General features: G+C 55.1%; 18 protein-coding genes and 1 CRISPR repeat array. Of the genes, 14 read left to right on the top strand and 4 right to left on the bottom strand.

What is annotated here, in order from left to right; translation table 11 throughout:
* Positions 1-45 precede the first annotated feature (45 nt).
* From E3E28_RS09230 to E3E28_RS09180, 11 genes are all read left to right on the top strand, one after another.
* On the top strand, positions 46-1,047 hold the full coding sequence (locus tag E3E28_RS09230) for a 2-hydroxyacid dehydrogenase (RefSeq protein WP_167914840.1): 1,002 nt from the start codon (positions 46-48) through the stop codon (positions 1,045-1,047).
* Between the two features lie 10 nt (positions 1,048-1,057).
* Positions 1,058-2,053: a M42 family metallopeptidase gene (locus tag E3E28_RS09225; RefSeq protein WP_167914839.1), complete on the top strand. Its 996-nt coding sequence runs from the start codon at positions 1,058-1,060 to the stop codon at positions 2,051-2,053.
* Between the two features lie 31 nt (positions 2,054-2,084).
* Positions 2,085-2,351 carry an AbrB/MazE/SpoVT family DNA-binding domain-containing protein gene (locus tag E3E28_RS09220; RefSeq protein ID WP_206203819.1) on the top strand — a complete coding sequence of 89 codons (267 nt, stop codon included), beginning with the start codon at positions 2,085-2,087 and terminating at the stop codon, positions 2,349-2,351.
* Complete coding sequence (locus E3E28_RS09215) at positions 2,326-2,757, top strand: PIN domain-containing protein (RefSeq protein WP_167914838.1); 432 nt, start codon at positions 2,326-2,328, stop codon at positions 2,755-2,757. Before E3E28_RS09220 ends, E3E28_RS09215 begins: the two co-directional genes overlap by 26 nt.
* A complete protein-coding gene (locus E3E28_RS09210; protein WP_167914837.1) occupies positions 2,758-3,522 on the top strand; it encodes a sulfite exporter TauE/SafE family protein in 765 nt (254 codons plus the stop codon).
* 31 nt (positions 3,523-3,553) lie between these two features.
* Positions 3,554-4,306: a sulfite exporter TauE/SafE family protein gene (locus tag E3E28_RS09205; protein ID WP_167914836.1), complete on the top strand. Its 753-nt coding sequence runs from the start codon at positions 3,554-3,556 to the stop codon at positions 4,304-4,306.
* 4 nt (positions 4,307-4,310) lie between these two features.
* Entirely contained in the window at positions 4,311-4,583 is a 273-nt protein-coding gene (locus tag E3E28_RS09200) for a hypothetical protein (protein ID WP_167914835.1), read from the top strand.
* A gap of 55 nt (positions 4,584-4,638) precedes the next feature.
* Positions 4,639-5,787 carry a hypothetical protein gene (locus E3E28_RS09195; protein ID WP_167914834.1) on the top strand — a complete coding sequence of 383 codons (1,149 nt, stop codon included), beginning with the start codon at positions 4,639-4,641 and terminating at the stop codon, positions 5,785-5,787.
* A 24-nt stretch (positions 5,788-5,811) separates the two neighbouring features.
* Complete coding sequence (locus E3E28_RS09190) at positions 5,812-6,645, top strand: winged helix-turn-helix transcriptional regulator (RefSeq protein WP_167914833.1); 834 nt, start codon at positions 5,812-5,814, stop codon at positions 6,643-6,645.
* Positions 6,646-6,778: 133 nt separating this feature from the next.
* Positions 6,779-7,681 carry a hypothetical protein gene (locus tag E3E28_RS09185; protein ID WP_167914832.1) on the top strand — a complete coding sequence of 301 codons (903 nt, stop codon included), beginning with the start codon at positions 6,779-6,781 and terminating at the stop codon, positions 7,679-7,681.
* A gap of 16 nt (positions 7,682-7,697) precedes the next feature.
* Positions 7,698-8,681, top strand: coding sequence for a MarR family transcriptional regulator (locus E3E28_RS09180; protein ID WP_342764491.1), 984 nt, complete (start codon positions 7,698-7,700; stop codon positions 8,679-8,681).
* A gap of 166 nt (positions 8,682-8,847) precedes the next feature.
* Here E3E28_RS09180 and metG read toward each other — a convergent pair whose 3' ends face one another.
* Together metG and cysS are read right to left on the bottom strand one after the other, a co-directional pair.
* Positions 8,848-11,067, bottom strand: coding sequence for a methionine--tRNA ligase (gene metG / locus E3E28_RS09175; RefSeq protein ID WP_167915388.1), 2,220 nt, complete (start codon positions 11,065-11,067; stop codon positions 8,848-8,850).
* Between the two features lie 575 nt (positions 11,068-11,642).
* Positions 11,643-13,350: direct repeats of the CRISPR family, unit length 30 nt; unit sequence GTTGCAATAAGACTCGAAGAGAATTGAAAG.
* A 40-nt stretch (positions 13,351-13,390) separates the two neighbouring features.
* Positions 13,391-14,821 carry a cysteine--tRNA ligase gene (cysS, locus tag E3E28_RS09170; protein ID WP_167915387.1) on the bottom strand — a complete coding sequence of 477 codons (1,431 nt, stop codon included), beginning with the start codon at positions 14,819-14,821 and terminating at the stop codon, positions 13,391-13,393.
* Positions 14,822-14,932: 111 nt separating this feature from the next.
* Here cysS and E3E28_RS09165 point away from each other — a divergent pair, with 111 nt between their 5' ends.
* Genes E3E28_RS09165 through mrtA form a run of 3 tightly spaced genes read left to right on the top strand, consistent with a single transcriptional unit; the run spans position 14,933 to position 17,505 of the window.
* Positions 14,933-15,967 carry a peptidylprolyl isomerase gene (locus E3E28_RS09165; RefSeq protein ID WP_167914831.1) on the top strand — a complete coding sequence of 345 codons (1,035 nt, stop codon included), beginning with the start codon at positions 14,933-14,935 and terminating at the stop codon, positions 15,965-15,967.
* A 41-nt stretch (positions 15,968-16,008) separates the two neighbouring features.
* On the top strand, positions 16,009-16,911 hold the full coding sequence (locus E3E28_RS09160; RefSeq protein WP_167915386.1) for a hypothetical protein: 903 nt from the start codon (positions 16,009-16,011) through the stop codon (positions 16,909-16,911).
* A 3-nt stretch (positions 16,912-16,914) separates the two neighbouring features.
* Positions 16,915-17,505, top strand: a complete 591-nt coding sequence (mrtA, locus tag E3E28_RS09155) for a CPBP family archaeomyxosortase MrtA (RefSeq protein WP_167914830.1) — start codon at positions 16,915-16,917, stop codon at positions 17,503-17,505.
* On the opposite strand, the gene E3E28_RS09150 is transcribed toward mrtA, so the two are convergent.
* Together E3E28_RS09150 and thiD are read right to left on the bottom strand one after the other, a co-directional pair.
* Positions 17,473-19,386 carry an ATP-binding cassette domain-containing protein gene (locus E3E28_RS09150; RefSeq protein WP_167914829.1) on the bottom strand — a complete coding sequence of 638 codons (1,914 nt, stop codon included), beginning with the start codon at positions 19,384-19,386 and terminating at the stop codon, positions 17,473-17,475. The two genes, mrtA and E3E28_RS09150, sit on opposite strands and share 33 nt — an antisense overlap.
* Before the next feature lie 39 nt (positions 19,387-19,425).
* On the bottom strand, positions 19,426-20,709 hold the full coding sequence (gene thiD / locus E3E28_RS09145) for a bifunctional hydroxymethylpyrimidine kinase/phosphomethylpyrimidine kinase (RefSeq protein ID WP_167914828.1): 1,284 nt from the start codon (positions 20,707-20,709) through the stop codon (positions 19,426-19,428).
* Between the last annotated feature and the right edge of the window lie 3 nt (positions 20,710-20,712).

Raw genomic sequence — 20,712 nt, 5'->3', positions numbered from 1 at the left:
GAAACCTTATTAGGGACGTTTCGATAGTCATCTTAAGGTGATAGCATGAGGCCGAAGGTGGCCGTCCTCTTCAAGATGAAGAGCAAACCCCTTGAGGAACTCAAGAAATGGGCGGACGTTGACGTTATCCTCTACCCGAGCGTTGAGGAGCTTAAAGATGTCATCGGGAAGTACGACGGGCTGATAGTTTCCCCCCTCAACCCGGTCCCCGGCGAGGTCCTCGAACATGCAGACAGGCTGAAGGTTATAAGCTGTCACTCGGCCGGCTACGACCACGTTGACATCGAGACTGCAACCAGGAAGGGAATCTACGTCACCAAAGTGGCCGGCGTCCTCAGCGAGGCGGTAGCGGAGTTCGCCGTCGGCTTAACGGTAGCGCTTCTGAGAAAAATAGCCTACGCCGACAGGTTCATTCGCTCTGGAAAGTGGGACTCCCACAGGACGGTCTGGAGCGGTTTCAAGGGCATCGAGACGGTTTACGGCAAAACCGTTGGAATCCTTGGTATGGGGGCGATAGGAAAGGCCATAGCGCGGAGAATGAAGGCGATGGGGACGGAGATACTCTACTGGTCGCGCTCGCGGAAGCCGGATATCGAGGGGGAAGTTGGCGCGAGGTACCTTCCCCTTGACGACGTGCTGAGGGAGAGTGACATTGTAATCCTCGCCCTTCCAGCGACGAAGGAAACCTACCACATCATCAACGAAGAGCGGTTGAAGCTCCTTGAGGGCAAGTATTTAGTCAACATCGGGCGCGGAACCCTTGTAGATGAAAAGGCCCTCGTTAAAGCCCTCAAAGCGGGGAAGCTGAAGGGCTACGCGAGCGACGTCTTCGAGAACGAGCCGGTTCAGGAGCACGAGCTTTTCGACTACGAGTGGGAGACGGTTTTAACGCCCCACTACGCCGGCCTCTCGAAGGAGGCTATGGAGGACATGGGCTTTCAGGCGGTTAGAAACCTCTTAGCAGTTCTGCGTGGGGAAGTTCCTGAAACGCTCGTCAACAGGGAAGTCCTGAAGGTTCGCCCTCCGGAAGAGGTAAAGATGCTCTGAGGTGGTTTGAATGCTTGCTGAGGAATTGAGGGAGATAACTCGGATTCCTGGAATTTCAGGCTACGAGGAGAAGGTAAGGGAGAAAATCGCGGAGTGGCTTGAACCCTACGCCGACTACACCGTTGATACAATCGGCAACCTCATCGTCGAACTCGGCGAAGGTGAACTGAAAGGCATTTTCATGGCCCACATGGACGAGATAGGGCTTCTGATTACCGGGATAAGGCCCGACGGAAAGCTCACCTTCAGAAAGGTCGGAGGGATAGACGACAGACTGCTCTACGGCAGGCACCTCGACGTTGTAACCGAGAACGGAAAGCTCGACGGCATTATTGGAGCACTTCCGGTTCATCTCAACCTTGAGAGGAAGTTCGACACGGTTCCCTGGAACAAGCTCGTCATAGACATCGGGGCCGAAAGCAGGGAAGAGGCGGAGAGACTCGGCGTTAAAGTTCTCGACTATGCTGTCTTCAAGAAGCACTTCGCGGTTCTCAACGACCGCTACGTCTCAACCCGCTCCCTCGACGACCGCTTCGGGGTTGTGGCACTGATTGAGGCGATAAAGGACCTGGTCGACCACGACCTCGACGGCAGGTGGATTTTCGCCTTCACCGTTCAGGAGGAGATTGGACTTAAGGGGGCCAAATTCCTTGCGGAGCGCTATTCGCCGAAGTACGCCTTCGCGGTGGATTCCTTCGCCTGCTGTGCGGAGCTTACAGGCGACGTCCGCTTAGGCGGGGGCGCGGTGATAAGAGCAGTGGACAACTCGGCCATCTACACGAGAAGATTGGCGAGGAGAGTAGCTGAGATAGCCTCACGCAACGGGATTCCCCTCCAGGTAGGAGTTACGGGCGGTGGAACCGATGCCTCGGCCTTCCAGCACAAGAGCGAGGTTTTAGCGCTGAGCGTCCCGATGAAGTACCTCCACAGTGAGGTCGAGACGCTCCATCTCGGCGACCTTGAGGCCCTGATAAAGCTGATTGAGGCGATAGCGCTGGAAATGTAAACCCTTAAATATTCCCAACATGGTAGTGGGAATGGTGGGAAAAGTGGGAATAACGAAGGTTGACTCCCGGGGCAGGGTTGTAATCCCGAAGGACGTCAGGAGAAAGCTCAACATCAAGCCCGGCGAGGAGTTCCTCGTTACGGAGATAGACGGCGATACGATAGTCCTGAGGCGCTTCAACGTCAAGAAAATGCTCGAAAAGCTCGTCAAGAACTCAAGGGGAATGGATTTAGAGGAACTTGAAGCTGAAACCGAGGAAGAGGGGAACAGGGTTGCGAAGGAACTCTACGGACTCTAAATTTCTGCTCGACACAAACGTCTTCATAGCGGCGGTTAAACGGGGCTGGACCGACACGACCGAGCTTTTACTCCATTTTTTAATCAGCAAACGCTACGTTCTGGTGGCAAACGACGTCTTGATGGCAGAATATCGAAAATACGCCGAAAAGCTCAACGCGCTGGACTTCTATGAGTTCATTAGAAGGCGAGTTACGATTGTAAACCCAAGCAGGGAGGAAGTGCTTCGCGTTCTCCCGTATTTCCCAGAGACACAGCTTGCGGATGCCGTCCACGCGGCGACGTGCCTGAAAAGCGGGGCAATCCTCGTTACCAACGACAGGCACTTTGAGAAGGTTTCTCGCGCAGGTGTTATTGAGGTTTGGAGCATAAGCAGGGCAATAAAAACGCTCCTTGGAGGTGATTGAGTGCTGAAATACCTCGGCTACTTCGCTGTCGGTGTCTTCATTGGAATTCTCGCGGCACTGTTCGGCCTCGGAGGGGGCTTTCTGATAGTGCCAACCCTCAACCTGCTCGGCGTCGAGATGCACCACGCGGTCGGAACTTCGAGCGCGGCGGTTGTCTTCACGTCGCTCAGCTCGGCGATAGCCTACTCAAGGCAGAGGAGGATACACTACAAGGTGGGTCTTTTGCTGGCCTCTACGGCGGTTATAGGCGCCTACATAGGGGCATGGCTCACATCGTTCATCAGCGCCTCCCAGTTGAAGGTCATCTTCGGGTTGGCGTTAATCGTCGTCGCCGTCAGGATATACCGGAAGAAGACTGCGGAACCGAGCGAGGTCAAACTCGAGGACGTTAAGGTGAACTATAAGCTCGTCCCGGTCGGTGGCTTCTTCGCGGGAATCGCGAGCGGTCTGCTCGGCGTTGGCGGAGGAATCATCAACGTGCCCTTCCTGACTTACCTCGGACTGCCGATTCACTACGCGGTAGCAACCTCAAGCTTTGCCATAGTCTTCACTGCAACGGCCGGAGCGCTCAAGCACTACATGATGGGCAACGTGGAGACGCAGTGGCTTGTCCTCCTCGTGCCGGGCCTCATACTGGGGGCGCAGATAGGGGCCAGGATAGCCAAGAGAACGAAGGCGAGCAGTCTGAAGAAGGCCTTCGCCGTCGTGATGTTCCTCCTGGCGTTGAGAATGATTCTCAAGGGACTTGGCTTCGCGGTTCCGTGAGGTTTTTAAAAGGCCCCCTTAACTTTTTCCCATGAGCAATTACGCCCTCTACTTCGCCGTGGGTGTGACTGTTGGAATCGTTTCTGCCCTCTTCGGCTTAGGCGGTGGCTTCGTCCTCGTTCCGGTTCTCAACCTGCTTGGTGTCAGCATTCACCAGGCCGTCGGAACTTCAAGTGCCGCTGTTGTCTTCACGGCCCTCAGCTCAACGATTGCCTACTCGAGGAGAGGGATGATTCACTACAAGACCGGCGTCCTGCTTTCAATTCCCGCCATCGTAGGGGCATACCTTGGGGCCGTCATGACAACCTATGTGACCCCGGGAGAGCTTAAAGTAATCTTCGGCGTGACCCTCCTGTTCGTCGCTTACAGAATGTACACGAAGGAAACCGCGGAGCTTGGTGATTTGACGGTTTCAGAGGTCAAAATCGACTACCGCCTCGTCCCAATCGGCGGGTTTTTCTCGGGGATTGCCAGCGGTCTGCTCGGCGTTGGTGGCGGAATAATCAACGTGCCCTTCCTCGTGTGGCTCGGCATGCCGATGCACTACGCCGTCGCGACCTCGAGCTTCGCCATAGTGTTCACCTCCGCGAGTAGCGCCCTCAAGCACTACATGATGGGCAACGTTGAACTCCACTGGCTCGTCCTCCTCGTGCCCGGCCTGATAATAGGGGCCCAGCTCGGCGCGAGGCTCGCGGAGAGGGTTAAGGCGTCCTCCCTAAAGAGGGCCTTCGCGATTGTGATGGTAATCCTGGCTTTGAGGATGATAGTGAGTGGTTTGAGGTGATAACATGGAGGAGCTCGCCGAGAAAGTTCGCGAGAAGTTCGGCCTTGAGGTCAAAGACATGGCCGACGCTTGGAAACTCGTTGAGTGGCTCGAGGAGAGGGAGTGGGTCGTCTACATCATAACGGCCAAAAACAGGAAGCAGGTCGATGCGTGGCACCCTCGCTACGGAACCCTCTTTGCCCAGTTCGGGGAGGTTCCAAACTTTGGGAGCATCTTCGAGGGTATCTTGACCGTTGCGCTCCTAGCTAAGGAGCTTGAGGAAAAAGGAACGATTTGAAACGCGCGTTCCACCGCGACCCTAAAATATTCGGGCCCCCAAGAGGGGGACGGTGATGGCCGTGAGGAAGTTGCTCGTGGTAATACTGACGGCCCTGCTCGTGGGGAGCGTGGTGCCCTTTGCCCTTGCAAGCGGGTCTGAAAACACCACCGGGACAAACGAGGTTCCGCAGGAGAAGGTCGTCGCCCAGAAACTCATAGACAACCTCAAGAGGCTCGCTGAGGTTACCGAGGCAAAAGTTCCCGAGAACATGACGAACTCAACGTATCTAACCTTAGCTGAGGAACACTACAACAAAGCCCTGAGCGAGTTCCAGGATGGAAACTACAACGCCTCCATGGTGGACGCGCTGATGGCGATGCACTACTACCGGCTCGTGCTGTCGGAGATTAGCCCGATGAAGGGAGCCGGTGCCAACGTGGAAGCCCAGTTCAGGGCACAGGTTGAGAGAACCAGGGCTTACCTGCGCTACGCTGAGAGGCTCATCAACGTTGCCGGCGAGAGGGGACTAAACGTCACCGAGGCGCGGGAGCTCTACAACGAGACCCTTGAGGCGTTCAAGCTCGTGATGGAGGACGTACGCTCCGGAAACCTGACAAAGGCAAGGGAGGACTACGAGGTTGCCCTCCAGAAGAAGGCCGAACTCGACTCCGCGTTGAAGGAACTGAGGCTTCAGATGCTCCACCAGAATGCGGAGCAAGTGGTTGAGCGCTTCCTTGCAAAGGGCGAGAGGGCAATCCAGCTCGCCAACAGGACCCTGAGCGAGAACCCGAACCCCGAGCTGAACGAGACTTACACCGCGTTCCTTGAGCTCTACACGAGCGTCAAGACCCTCGCGGACGAGGGCAAGTGGGACGAGGCCCTTAACCTCATAATCGAGAAGAGAGACGTGGTCAAGGAGTTCCAGATGGAGCTCGGCAGGGGAAAGGTCATGGCGAGGGGCCACTTCAAGTGGGAAGGGAACTTCGAGAAGCTCAAGGAACTCCACGAGAGGATAATCCACGACGGCAGGGAGCTCAAAAAATTAAAGCGCGAGGGCGTTGACGTCTCAAAGGCGGAAGTTCAGTTGAGGAGTGCAATGAACGAATACAAGCTCGGAATCCGCCTGCTCCGTACAGGACAGCCTGAGAAGGCGAAAGAACACTTTGACACCGCCGTCACCCTCCTGAAGGAGGTGGAGGCATTCATCAACGCGCACTCCTGACCCTTTCATTTTGGAGGTGGAGGAATGAGAAGGATTCGATGCACGGCGCTCATCTTCGCAATGCTTCTGCTGGCTTCCCCGGTCCTCGCCCAGGAGACCGTAAAGCTCTTCGTTTACGAGGACGGCTACGTCCAGGTGGAAATCTCGATAGTGCCCGATAACTACACCGAACCGCTAATCGTGCCGGTTACCGAACACGCCCAGGACATCATCGTTGAGGACTCCCGGGGAAACCCCATCGATTTCCAGGAAACCAACGGATCCCTCCTGATTTACCCCGGAAGCGCCGAGCTCGTTAGGGTTTCCTACTACACCCCCGACCTCACATCCAAGAGGGGAATAGTCTGGACGGTTAACTTCTCCTCCGAGGTTCCCTTTGAGGTCCTCCTGCCCGATGGTGCCGTTATCGTTGATTTAAGCGATATTCCCCTCCGGATTAACGGGACCTCCATAACGATGCCTCCGGGCAACCAGAGCGTCTCATACATCATTGAAAACCCCCCAACTGGCAAGAACCAGAAGAGCGGTGCCCTTGAAGTCCTCCTGGCCTTTGGCGGGGCTATTCTCATCGGAGGAGTGTTTTTCATATGGTGGCGAAAACGGGCCGGAAACGATGGCGGTGAGACCAAAGCTGACCCCATTGAAGGGGCCCTTGAAAGCGACGAGCTGAGGGAAGAGGAAAGGCTTGCGCTGAAGTACCTGCTGGAGCATGGCGGACGGGCCAGTCAGGCTGAGATAAGGGACGCGCTTGGGATTCCTAAGACAACCGCGTGGAGGATGTTCAAGCGCCTTGAGGAGAAGGGTCTCGTTAAAATCATCCGGGGGAGGAAAGAGAACTGGGTGGAGTTGAAGCGTTAGAGAAAACGTTATATCCCCCTCGCCCCTAATTCTATTCGCCTGAAATCGAAAGGAACTTGCGGAAACGTTTTAAGTCCTTTGTTCCACCGCTTCCCTAATTAGGGATGAGCCGTAACTTAAAGCGGTGATAACCGTGAGGGAAATCGCGTTCATGATTATCGGGATACTCCTCGTCTCACTTGTCCCGGCAGTCGGTGGGGTTAGTTCCGAGACCGTCTCTACGTCAACGAGAGCAAACGGACTGCTCCTTGCACTGGACAGGCTCGCCAACTACACCCACTCCCTCAACTGCACCTCAGAGCAGGCAGACGCCCTTAGAGAGAAGGCCTGGGAGCTGTACAGGGCAGGGAACTACAACGAGAGTGCCGAGGAAGCTCTTAAGGCGATGGGCCTGTACCGCTCCGCGCTCGAATACTGTAAAACTACCGGGGAGGAGAACATGACGCAGGACTGGGTCTCTGTCGCCGAGACGGAGCTGGGCATCACTTCAAACGTCCTTGAATACGCGAGAAAACTGCTCGAATCTAACGAGCTGAGCGAGGAGGACAGGGCAAGGGTCGAGGCTGAGTACAACCAAACGCTCCTCGCGTACAACGCCGTGAAAATCGCTCTGGAGAATAACGACACACAGGACCTCCCCCATAAGGTAGCGTTCCTTCAGACTTCGAGGGAAAGACTCGAGGAGGCCATAAACCTGGCGGTTCAAAACTCAGTCAGGGAACGGGCCGAACTGATGGGCAGGGCCCAGCTTCGGAGGATTGACAGGCTTATGGCGATGGGCGTTAACTCGACTGAGCTCCTAACGCTACGGGCCGAGCTCGAAAACGCCATCAACAGCGGGGACTCGGAGAAGGTTCTCCAGTTGCTCAAGGAAATAACCCGGGTTCTCGCCGATATGGGGCGGTCGGGGAAGATTGGGGAGATTGTCCACACAACTCCGGGCCACCCATCGTTCCCGGGTAGCTCTGAGGAGGGCTCACCGGGCGCGCCCCCAAAGAAGAGCATGCCGGGCAACAACTCCGGTGAGAGGAGATAAACCCGGAGGGAGAACTGTGAAAAAGTCCCTGGCAGTGATGCTCCTGCTACTCACCCTGCCAATAGTTTTGGCTCAGGCTACGGTCGAGAGGGTTTCAGTCGAGGTTTACAGTAGTGGATACGTTAAGGTGACCGAGGTAGTGGTGCCCTTCAATTACTCCGTGGCCGTTGAGGTGCCCCTCCTGAGCGAGAACGTTACAGGCCTCTCCGTTCTGGACGAGAACGGAAAACCACTCCTCTTTGAGAAGAACAGAAGCGTTCTAACGGTTTACGTCCTCAACTCGACTACCCGGATAACAATTACCTACTTCACCGACTCCCTGACCTCAAAGGAGGGAAAGGTCTGGAACCTTACCTACAGCTTCCCGTATCCCGTTACAATCAAGCTCCCGCCCGGGGCCATTGTCGTTGATTTGAGCGACGTTCCCCTCACGATAACCTCGAACTCGATAACAATGCCCCCCGGCAACCAGAGCGTCTCCTACATCCTCCCGCCCCCGACCACATCAACTACGTCATCTCCATCACCCACCCAGACACCCACAACGACCACCACGTCGAGCACGTCATCAACGCCCTCGAGCACGACCTCGAGCACATCCTCACCCGTAGCAATTCCCTCAACGAGCACCTCCCCAGGTGAGCCGAGCACCCCCGCGTCCTCCGGCGGAAGGAACCTGCTCCCGATACTCGGCCTCCTGGCGGTCGTTGGCATTCCCGCGGTTGCCTACTGGGCGAGGAACAGGAAACGCCCGGGAGGACTTCCCATCTCAAAGGACGAGCTAAAGGAAAAGCTTGAAGCGATGGGTCTCACCGACGAGGAAATCAACGCGCTCCTCTACGTCTACGACCAGGGCGGAAAGGCCAAGCAGGCAGACGTCAGGAAGGCCCTCGGTATTCCTAAAACTACCGCGTGGAGGATGTTCAAGCGCCTCGAAGAGAAGGGCCTCGTACGGGTCTACAAGAGGGGGAAGGAGAACTGGGTGGAGCTGGTACTTTAAGGTGCCGGCCTCTCTGGAACCTTTCTGCTTTTATGAAAATATGAAAAGTTGTTGGCTGAGTATGATACCCGCGCCATAACTTTTGTTATTGACTTTCAGAAGCACAATACCGTCTAAAGAGTGGATTTGAAGAGTGAAAGAGCACAAACAAAAGGAGGGAAAAAGCTCACCTAATCCTCGCGCCGAGCTTTACCTCCTTGTCGGGCATCAGCAAAGCCACGTTCTCGCCGTCATCAGCGGCTAAGAGCATTCCCTGGCTCTCGACACCGCGGAGCTTCTTGGGTTCGAGGTTCGCTATGATGACGACGGTCTTGTTGAGGAGCTCTTCCGGCTTGTAGTACTTCTTAAGGCCGGCAACGAGCTGTCTGACCTCGTCTCCCAGGTCAACCTTGACCACATAGAGCCTGTCGGCGTTCGGGTGGTCCTTGACCTCGATTATCTTTCCAACGCGGAGGTCGAGCTTCGCGAAGTCGTCAAAGCTGACGTAGTCCATCTTTCCACCCTCCTTTTTCTTCACCTTCTCCTTCTTCGAGGCCTTTCCGGGCTTTTCGGACTTGACCTCGAGTTCCTCACCGTAGACGCTCTTAAGTATTGCCCTCGCCTCCTCTTTGTTCTTGAAGCGCTCCAGGGCGACCTTCACAACATCGTCCCGCTTGTAGTACTTGTCGAGGAGCACCTTCGCGCTCTCCGGGTTTCCTCTGGCGATGTAGTTGAGTATGAAGTAGATGATGTCCTCGTCGGTGACCTTCCTGAACATCGGAGTTGCCTTCCTGACGCGATGACCTGAGGGAATCTCGGTGAACTCCCAGCGCTTGAGCTCCTCGAGGTTGAGCAGGTGCCATATCTTCTCGCTGGCATCTGGCAGGAACGGCTCAAGGAGAATTCCGAGGGCCTTGACTATCTGGAGCGAGACGTTTACCGTTGTTGCCGTCCTCTCGCGGTCGGTCTTTGCCGTCTTCCAGGGTCTCTGGTGGTCGAAGTAGCGGTTGCCGAAGATGGCCAGCTCCATTACCCTTCTGAGCGCGTCCTTGAAGCGGTAGTTCATTATGAGCTCGCCGACCTCCTCGAAGGCCTTCTGGATTTCCTCAAAGGCTACTTTGTCCAGCTCGTTGAGCTCGCCCCTCTCGGGGACGATTCCGTCGAAGTAGCGGTTCACGAAGGTGAGCGCGCGGTGAACGAAGTTGCCAAGGTTGTTCACCAGCTCCTCGTTTATCTTCACCTTGAAGTCGGCGAAGCTGAAGTCGCTGTCGCGAGTTTCGGGCATTATCGCGGTGAGATAATACCTCAGGTAGTCGGCCGGGAATGCGTCGAGGAACTCGTGAACCCAGATGGCCCAGTTCCTGCTGGTGGAGAACTTCTTACCTTCCAGATTGAGGTACTCGTTGGCCGGGATGTCGTATGGGAGGTTCCACTCGGCCTCGACTTCCTTGTCTTTGTATTTGCCGTAGGCCATCAGGAACGCCGGCCAGAATATCGCGTGGAAGGGTATGTTGTCCTTGCCGATGAAGTGTATAACTTTGGTCTCGCCGTCGAGGTTGAGCCAGAACTTCTTCCACTCCTTCTCCTTGTCGGCGCGCTTGAGAGCCTCGATGGTGATGGAGATGTAACCGATGGGAGCTTCAAACCAGACGTAGAGGACTTTCCCTTTAACGTCCTCGTCGTCGAGCGGGACCGGGATTCCCCAGTCGAGGTCGCGCGTTATGGCCCTCTCCTCAAGGCCCTCGTTAATCCACCCCAAAACGGTGTTCTTGACGTTGGGCTTCCAGTGCTGGCTCTCAACCCACTTCTTGAGCCTCTCCTCGAAGTCCTGCATTTTGATGTAGTAGTGGGCCGAGTCCTTGAAGGTTATCGGGTTTCCGCAGATGTTACAGCGCGGGTTGATGAGGATTTCCGGCGTTAAAGGCCTCCCGCAGACCTCACACTGGTCTCCGCGCTGGTTTTCGGCGCCACAGTAGGGGCAGGTTCCGATGACGTACCTGTCTGGCAGGAACATCTTGTCGTGCTCGCAGTAGGCCTGCTTGGTGACCTTCTTGACGAGGTGGCCGTTTTCAAGGGCTTTCAGGAAGAACTCCTGGCTTATCCTGTAGTGCACCGGTAGCTCGGTTCTGCCGAAGTAGTCGAAGCTGATTTTAGCCCTCTCGAAGGTTGTCTTTATGTGCTCGTGGAACTCGTCGACGATTTCCCTCGGGCTTCTGCCTTCCTTGAGCGCGCGGAAGGTTATCGGCGTTCCGTGCTCATCTGTACCGCATATGAAGAGCACTTCCTTACCCTTCAGTCTGAGGTAGCGGACGAATATATCGGCCGGCAGATACGCTCCCGCCAGGTGGCCCGCGTGAATCGGCCCGTTCGCGTAAGGGAGTGCCGAGGTTACCATGTAGCGCACCATTTCAACCACCGTTGGCCGTTGTTTCTGGCGCTTATAAGACCTGCGGGTTTTAAACATTACGGTGGGTTATTAAGTTGTTCACTAAATATGCATGGTTTGACATAAAATCGGCCGGCACTTTTCTCCGGAACATCACGGTGAGAACGGGCCGAGACCAGAGGGGCCCCGTTAGAGAGGAAAATTCAAAACGAGCGGGCGGAAGAGGCGGTTGGAAATCGGATTTTACAAATCTCAAAATGCGACATAGTGTTCCAGATTTTCAGTTAAAATGTTACGAAGTTTTTTCGAAGCGAATAGAGCAGATACGAGCGGGGAGCTTTTCACTGGAACCCTGATGGGGTTCAATAATTTCACCCGACAAAACCAAAACTGCCTCAAAACCGGCATTAAAACGCTCTCGTGAGTCTGGAAATCCCAACAGTGCCTTCCGGTCAAGCGTGAGGACGGCACCCACTCCCGCGAGAGACAACGTGGCGGTCAGCACGCCGACCCGGGTAAACGCGGGTTTCCAGAAAGGCTTAAATATTGGGAGGTTATTCCTCCTTTGTTGGGTGAAAGAGCGGGTTTTGCGCCCTGTTGCAATAAGACTCGAAGAGAATTGAAAGCGACGTCATCTCCAGGGCCGAGGCGGAGCCAGACCTCAGTTGCAATAAGACTCGAAGAGAATTGAAAGAATTACTTCTGGTATGAACTTTTCTGGCGGGTTACGAGTTGCAATAAGACTCGAAGAGAATTGAAAGGCATTGAAATATACTACACATACGAAGGACGTAACTATGGTTGCAATAAGACTCGAAGAGAATTGAAAGTTCACATAGAAAACGCCGAGCGTATCTCCATCCTTCTGTTGCAATAAGACTCGAAGAGAATTGAAAGAGGCTTTTGACTTCGACGAGCTGACCCGTATCACCGTGTTGCAATAAGACTCGAAGAGAACTGAAAGTCAACTGAGGAGATACTCAGGGAGAGGCTTCGAGCGGTTGCAATAAGACTCGAAGAGAATTGAAAGCTCGTACCCCTCTTCATCCTCACCCCCGTACAAGAGGGTTGCAATAAGACTCGAAGAGAATTGAAAGAGGGCTGGTCAGCGCGGGCTATATTAAGCTCTGGCAAGTTGCAATAAGACTCGAAGAGAATTGAAAGCGTTAATGAGTTTCTCAATCGCTAAGGCCTTCCTACTGTTGCAATAAGACTCGAAGAGAATTGAAAGCAGGAGAGAAAGTTCCTCTCGAAGAATTGAGAGTTCAGGTTGCAATAAGACTCGAAGAGAATTGAAAGCTTGAGAGACCCCCTCGACACGGGCCTGGGGTAGGGAGGTTGCAATAAGACTCGAAGAGAATTGAAAGCAAGGAGCTTGCGAGCGTCGGTGGTGGGCTTGATGTCGTTGCAATAAGACTCGAAGAGAATTGAAAGAGAGCCTCTCCGGGACGAAAATCTCAAGGGCCTTGTGTTGCAATAAGACTCGAAGAGAATTGAAAGATGTTGTTAAGCACTGTTAGAGCTATGTCAATCGCTGTTGCAATAAGACTCGAAGAGAATTGAAAGAATTTTCCTCTATTAGGAAAATGCGCGGAAATTCAGGGAAGTTGCAATAAGACTCGAAGAGAATTGAAAGGGGGCGAGGTCCAAGGCCTCTGCCACCTCTGCGGGAAGTTGCAATAAGACTCGAAGAGAATTGAAAGATTTGGTATTTTACTACCGACAACTTTGGAGGGATAGTTGCAATAAGACTCGAAGAGAATTGAAAGCAGTGATTGCGTCAGTCGCAATTCCAGGGCTGTCGATGTTGCAATAAGACTCGAAGAGAATTGAAAGTCAATAAGACATTAGAGCATGAGCCTTTAAAGGGTTGTTGCAATAAGACTCGAAGAGAATTGAAAGATGTAATGATTGAAGAGGGGGAAACTCACATAGGCGGTTGCAATAAGACTCGAAGAGAATTGAAAGTGATGAATTGACGCCCTTAGCCTACCCGTGCGCACCGTGTTGCAATAAGACTCGAAGAGAATTGAAAGCTCTTCTTCTTTGTGCGCTCCGCTTTCATCGTCCAACCGTTGCAATAAGACTCGAAGAGAATTGAAAGGGCTAGAGCTGCAGCGTCAGGTGCTCCCCAGTTCTCGTTGCAATAAGACTCGAAGAGAATTGAAAGCCGAAGACGCGACGGACTTATGGCGGGAGCTGGATTAGTTGCAATAAGACTCGAAGAGAATTGAAAGAGCTCCTCTGTATTGACACCGGGGACGAGAATGAGACGTTGCAATAAGACTCTAAGACCCGAAGAAATTTCTCAGAACAAAATAGGGCATCCAAGGAAAAGGAAACCTCAAACCTTAATCCTCTTCCAGACCGTCCCCTGCGGTGTGTCCTCCAGCTGGATGCCGAGCTTTCTCAGCTCGTCCCTGATTCTGTCGGCCAAATCGAACTTCCTCTCCTTCCTGAGCTGACTCCTTACCTCAACGAGCAGGTTTATGAGTTCCTCCTCGTTTCCGGTCTTCTGCTCCTTAAAGTAGTCCTCGAACAGGCCGAAGACCTCGCCGACGTCCTTGAAGAACTCCCAGGCCTTCCTGAGGATGCTCTCCTTCGGCTTTTCCACCTCGGTGAGGTATCTATTGATAGCGTTGCTGACCTCAAAGACCGCCTTCAAGGCCTCGGCCGTGTTGAAGTCGTCGTCCATCGCCTCGTAGAACTTCCTCCTTGCGTCCCTTATGGCCTCGTAGGCCTTAAATTCAGGCTCGTCCCAGCGGAAGGAAATCTCCGCCTTCTCCATCGCCACGCGGATGTTTTCGAGAGTGTTGTAGAGCCTCTCAAGGTTGTTCTTGGCGTGCTCTATGCCCTCTTCGCTGTAGTCGAGGGGCGAGCGGTAGTGCCTCTGGAGGACAAAGAGCCTTATAACCTCCGGGTCGTAGCGCTTGAGAAGCTCTCTAACGGTTACGAAGTTGCCCAGGCTCTTGCTCATCTTCTCGCCGTTCACCATCAGGAAACCGGTGTGCATCCAGTAGTGAACCCACTCGTGGCCGAAGCAGGCCTCGCTCTGGGCTATCTCGTTCTCGTGGTGCGGGAAGATGAGGTCGTTTCCTCCGCCGTGGATGTCGAAGCTCTCGCCGAGGTATTTACTGCTCATCGTGGAGCACTCTATGTGCCAGCCGGGCCTTCCCTCGCCCCAGGGGCTTTCCCACTTGGGCTCGCCGGGTTTCGCCTTCTTCCAGAGGGCAAAATCCTCGGGGTTCCTCTTCCCCTCGCCGGGCTCGACGCGCGCGCCCTTCACGAGGTCTTCGAGCTTTATCTTGCTCAGCTTTCCGTAATCTTTGAACTTCCTGACCTCGAAGTAAACGCCGTCGCTACCTTCGTAGGCGTAGCCCTTCTCTTCCAGCTTCTTCACGAAGTTGATTATCTCGTCCATGTGCTCGGTGACGCGGGGATAAACGTCGGCCGGCTTGACCTTTAAAGCTTTCATGTCCTCGAGGAAAATCATCAAAAAGCGCTCGGCCAGTTCCTTCGGGTCCTCGCCGGTCTCGTTGGCCCTCTTGATGATTTTGTCGTCTATGTCGGTGAAGTTCATGACCATGAGAACCGTGTAGCCCTTGTGCTCAAGGTAGCGCCTGACGACGTCGAAGGCAATGTAAGTCCTCGCGTGGCCGAGGTGAGGGTAATCGTAAACCGTTGGACCGCAGACGTACATTCTAACCTCGCCTTCGCGGAGCGGTTTGAACTCCTCCTTCTGCCTCGTGAGGGTGTTGTATATCCTAATCGCCATTCCCACCACCGGGGCCTTTTGGGAGGGCCTTTTTATTAGCTTATCGTTGCGGGAAAGCTTAAAAACCAACTCCACAACTCCGGTTAGAGCCCGAAAAAGGGGGTTGTAAAGATGGTCAAGGTTGAGAAGGGAGACGTCATAAAGCTCCGCTATACAGGAAGGATTAAGGAAACCGGCGAGATTTTTGACACTACCGATGAGGAGATAGCCAAGCAGGCCGGCATTTACAAGGAGAACGGCGTTTACGGTCCGGTCCCGATAGCGGTCGGCGCCGGCCACGTCCTTCAGGGTCTCGACGAGGCTCTTGAGGGCCTCGAGGTTGGCAAGAAGTACGAGATAGAGATTCCGCCCGAGAAGGGCTTTGGAAAGCGCGACAGGAAGCTCATCAAGACCTTCACCCTCGGCCAGTTCAGGAGGCAGGGCATAATCCCGTTCCCGGGAATGCCGGTCGAGATTGAGACCGAGGGCGGAAGGAAGCTCAAAGGAAGGGTTCTCACCGTCAGTGGAGGTCGCGTCAGGGTCGACTTCAACCACCCCTACGCGGGCAAGCACCTGGTTTACGAGGTCGAGATAGTTGAGAAGGTTGAGGACCCGATAGAGAAAGTCAAGGGCATGATTGAGCTCCGCCTCCCGAGGGTCGACGCCAACAAGGTCATCATCGAGGTCGGCGAGAAGGACGTCGTCGTTGACTTCACCCCGGTTCTCGACGAAGTTGACAGGGGAACCCTCGCCCTCGGCGAGATACTCCTTGAGAGCGACCTCAAGTTCCTTGGCTACGAGGAGATAACCTTCAAGCCGAACGTTGAGGAGCTCCTCAAGCCTCCGGAGGAGGCCGAAGCCGAGACAGAGACCACCGAGGAAAAGGTTGAAGGGCAGGAGAAGACCGAAGAGGCCGAGCCCGCTGAAACTACCGAAGCCACCGAGGAGACCACCGAGACCACTCAGGAGGAAAAGCCCGTCGAGGAGAAGGAAGAGGGCGAGGAGCCGAAGGAAGAAGCCGAGAAGGTCGAGGAGAAAAAGGAGAAACCCAAGAAGAAAACCAGGAAGAGCACCAAGGGCAGGAAGACCAGGAGAACCACCACCAAGAAGACCACCAGCAAGAAGAAGACCAAGGCCGCCGAGGAGAAGGAAGAGAAGTCTGAGTGAGGTTTTTAACCCCCAACCTCATTTCTTTTCTGGGGGTGTGCATGCCGGGTCGCTTCGATATTCTGCTGGAAGACCTTGGGAGCAGGTTCACAAAGGACGACATTCCAAAGATTAAGAACGCCCTTCTGGCCCTTAGGCGCGTTATGGAGATTCCAGTGTCGTACCTCAACCCCTCAAGCGGTTATCATCCAGTCGTCATCTTCAAGAAGCGCTTTGGCAGGGTTCAGAAGGAAGTCCCCGTCTCGATACTCAACCTCAGAATCCTGAACCGCTACAACATGCCTGGCTGGAGGAGGGAAGTGGAGTTCTGGCTCGACAACGACGTGGTCATCCAGGAAAACCTATACGGAATGGAAGCGCTCCTCATCGGAGACCCGCGTGGGCTTAACAGGCTCTCGGACGTCATAAGGAGGCTTGCCCAGTACATGACGGTTCGTCCGTCGAGGCTCGTGCTGTTCTACAACACGATTTACATGGATTACGGAGGTGGGCGTTACATCCAGCTCCTCCTTAGGGGCAACGACCTTGACGTGAGGCTCATAAGGATGAAGCTCAGCGAGGCCGCGAACTACCTCGGCAAGGCCATAGAGTACATGGACTCGGCCTTCGGCAACAAGAACGTAGACTTTTACAAGCTCCTCTTCGCCCACGCCTCCGAGACCTACAGCTCCTTCGACTGGTTCTTCCACCGCTACCTATACCCCAAACTAAACCCGGAGCAGAGGGAGTTCCTGGAGGAGATGCAGGACTACCGGAACTTCCTCAGACTGCTCTACGACCACATCAACAGGCTCAACAAGGACAGAATCGGCGACGAGGTCGGAATCCGCGTCATCAGGAGGGCGAACCCCAAGAGGCCCCTGGAGATAGGAATAGCCTTCACAAACCGCGGAATCGAGGTCAGACGCTATGCCAACACTGTCCAGATAAGCTTCATGGTGTGAAGAATGGACAGAGCTTCGCTTCTCTACGTCCTTCTCTTTCCCCTGAGCTTCGTTCCCTGGCTAATCCCGGCCTCTTTCTGGGAGCACGTTGCCGTTGTCCTCGTTGCCTACCTGCTCGTTCCCCTGGCAATCTCGATGGCCCTCGGCTTCAGACCAGAGGAGCTGGGACTCAAACCTCCAAACCGTAAGGGCGTCAAGCTGTTCCTCCTGTTCTTCGCCCTCTCGATTCCACTGAGTCTCTACGGGGCTACAATTCCCTCGATGCGAAACTACTACCCGGTTTTTCCCTACTCGGGCCCGGGAAGCTTCCTCCTCGGGGAGCTCGGCATGGGTCTGATAATGCTCGCCCACGAGGCCTTTTACAGGGGCTTCCTCCTCTTCCCGCTCGCCAGAAAGAACGAGTGGCTGGCGATAGTCCTCCAGGACATCCCCTACACGCTCGTCCACGTAGGGAAGCCCAGAATAGAGGTGCCCTACGCGTTGGTGGCAGGAATAATCTTCGCAAAAATGGATTTGGAAGGGGAGAGCTTCCTCCCGAGCTTCCTCCTCCACTGGCTCGGCTCAGCGTTTTTCGACGTCCTTTGCGCTCTTTAGCCTAGCCGTCCCGTAGCCGACGAAGAGCACCCTGTCCGGGTCGAGGGCCTTTAAAACCTCAGGCCTGTGGGTGATTATCAGGGCAGTTATGCCAGCCTCGCGTATTATCTCAGCGACTTTCTTTGCAACGCGCATCGCCGTCAGCGTGTCGAGGTGGGCCGAAAACTCGTCAATGAGGAGCAGGTTGGGTTTCTCTGCCAAGAGCGAAGCTATCCTCGCCCTCTCCTTCTGACCCGTGCTCAGCTCGCCGTACTTCGCCCTGTAAAGGACGGCGTCGCTCAAACCGGCCCTGTTGAGTATCTCCACGGCGGCGTTGAGGTCGCCTATCTTCCTGTAAACGTGCTCCAAGATGCTCTCGGTTCCAAAGGTCGGCTCGAACTCGCCGGGAATCATCACCGAGACCTTGGCGTTGTCCGGAACCTCAATCTCACCCTCCGTCGGTCTAAAACGCTCCTCCCACCAGCCGTTGACCGAGCCGAGGATGAGCCTCAGCAGTGTCGTTTTCCCCGCTCCGCTCGCGCCGACGACGGCTATGAGCTCACCTGGCCGGATTTCGAAGCTCAAGTTCCTTAAAACGGGCCTCTGGATGACGCGGTGTCTAACTCCAAAGGCCTTCAGCAGTTCCTGAATCTCCTCGGGTAGGCCCTTTATGTCGAGCTCGCTCTCAAAGACCTTGCTGACGTTCTTGAAGACTATCGGCCCCGCTAAAGGCTCAACCTTTCCGTAGCTCGGCTTCCAGAGCCTTCCGTCCTTTGGAGCGTAGGGGTCTTCCTTCAAAAAGCGCTCAATGTATTCTTTAGCCTCCTCGGTCAGCGGGTAGAAGAGGACCGGCCTTCCGCTCGCGGTCTCCCAGAGGAACTTGAAGCCGACCTTCTCGAAGAACGGGTTGTAGCGGGCCATCTGCGCTATGGTCTCGACGATGTGCTTCCTCTTCCGCATCTCGGGAATCCTGCGCTCGACTATCCACTCGAGGGCCGACTTGACGCTCAACTGCCCCAGCCCGTCGGAGCGGTAGTCCGGGTGAACAACTACGCGCGCAATCCTCGCGCCGGCGGTGTTCGTCTCTGCCAAAGCCCTCCACTTGGCCTGCTCCCAGAGGTAGGAGCGGGCGATTCTCCTCTTTCCATATTTCTTCTTCAGCTCTTCGTAGAGCTCCTTCATTATGCGCTCCGGCCAGAACGCCGGGTGGAACCACTCCTCGGGAAAGACCTTCTCGCGGATGTTCTTCTCAATTTCGCCGTTCGGCAAGCGACGGTGCATGAGCGGTATCGGCGGGTCAACGCGGACGTAGCTGAGAATCCTCGGCTCGTATTCTTCCCTCTCGACGAGCTCGAAGATGAGGAAGCGCGACGCCGGGGTCGAGCCCTTTATCTCGAGTATGTGGCTCTCAGCCCCGCAGATTGGGCACTTCTGCTTGGTGTTCGCCTCGAAGATGTGGCCGTTCTCACAGCGCCATAAGGCCACCTTCTCCTTCTGGCTCGCGTAGTGGTACTGCTCCAGCTCGGCAATCGCCTCGAAATCGGACTCGTATTTCGCCTCCCTCGCCCTGATTTTGTAGGTGTAGAGGAGCTCGCCGGTCAAAGGCGAGTAGCGCTTGGCCTCAACGGTTTTCTCGAAGAGTGGCCATACGGGAATTCTATCGCCCTCGTAGAACTTCCACAGCCTATAATCGTCGAAGTCGAGAACCTTGACGCCGTCCTTTTCCTTTGGCTTATGGAGGACTTCAACCTCAACCTCATCGCCGTTCAGAAACCATTGGGCGACGTTGCCCGTCATGTAGAGGCGGTACTTTTCGCCATCAGCTTCAATCTCGAGGATTCCAAACCAGCGGTGCTTGAAGCGCGGGATTTCGCTACCCGTAACCTTTCCCCTTATGAGCATGGAATCACCGAGATAAATAGGGAAGAGGGAGTTAAAACGTTAGCCCAAGAGCTTCCGCACCCTCTCCACGACCTCCCCCGCGTCCCTCCCGAAGACCAGAACCATCGGCTCCTTTCCCCAGTCGCCGAGATGGTAAACCACGTCGGGCCTTTCTCCGGCCCTCTTTACTGCCGTCTCGATGCCCCACTCCATAGTCCCCCTCTCTGCCCTCTTCACCTCTTCAGGCTCTTCCCTGCGGTCGTAGAACGAAACGACGAGGCCGAGTTCCTTCGCCTTCTCTATCAGCTCCCTTGAGTACCTCAGGTTCAGAACCGCTTTAAGCTCCGGATAGAACTCGCGCATCTTGAGGAGGGCCCTTCTCAGGTGGTCGCTGGCGTTGAGCTCAACGGGGCCGACGGGCTTTACGGTCTTCCCGTAGCGGACGATTCTGCCCTTGACGGCGAAGACTTCTCCAAAGGGCGTCGCGAGGGCGAAGTTCGTTCCCACCTCCGGAACGTGCGGGTTGAGCCTTTCTCCAAAGGCCACCAGCTCTTTAACGGCCCCTTCAAGCTCTTTCTCAGCTTTCCAGCGGTGGAAGTCTCTCTCCAGCTCCCAGAGAGGGTTTACGGCCTTAGCTTCCGCCTTTGAAAACCTGATGGAGTTCTCAACGAAGCGCTTCGCCATCTCGACGGCTTTCGGAAGCTCAAGCCCCTTGGCGAGGAACGTCGCCAGAGCCGAGGAGAATGCACAGCCTGTCCCGTGGGTGAAGCCCATAACATTTTCTCCCGGGAACTCGTAGAGTCTCCCGCGCCAGTAGAGGACGTCGGTGAGGTCAAGGTGTCCCCCAGTTACGACCGCACCCTCGGCGCCGAGGTCCTCCACGAGGGCCTTCGCGGCTTTTCCCATATCCTCAACCGAGCGAATTTTAACTCCAGTAAGCGCTTCGGCCTCCGGGACGTTGGGAGTGACTATCGAGCCTGGAATGAGGGTCTTGAGAGATTCAGCGTTGCCAATGAGCTTTTTTCCGGTGCTTGAGGCCATTACCGGGTCGAAAACCCGGGTAAAGCCTTCCGTCTCTTCCATCACGACCCGGGCAACCTCACCACTCCCGAGCATCCCGATTTTGACCGCTTTAATCTCAAAGCCGTCCTTAACGGCCCGTATCTGCTCCCTTACAACCTCGGGCGGAAGGGTGTGGTGGCCCCTAACCTCCGAGGGGTTCTGGTAGGTAACAGCGGTCAGAACCGGGAGCGGGTGCTCGCCCAGAGCAGAGACAGTCTCGATGTCAGCCTTTAAACCGGCCCCGCCACCAGTGTCAAGGCCCGCTACAATCAGGACGGCCATTCC

This window comes from Thermococcus sp. 21S9 (assembly GCF_012027635.1).
Classification (GTDB): domain Archaea; phylum Methanobacteriota_B; class Thermococci; order Thermococcales; family Thermococcaceae; genus Thermococcus.
Note: the sequence above shows the minus strand (reverse complement) of the source record. Positions and strands in the feature narration are given on the sequence as shown.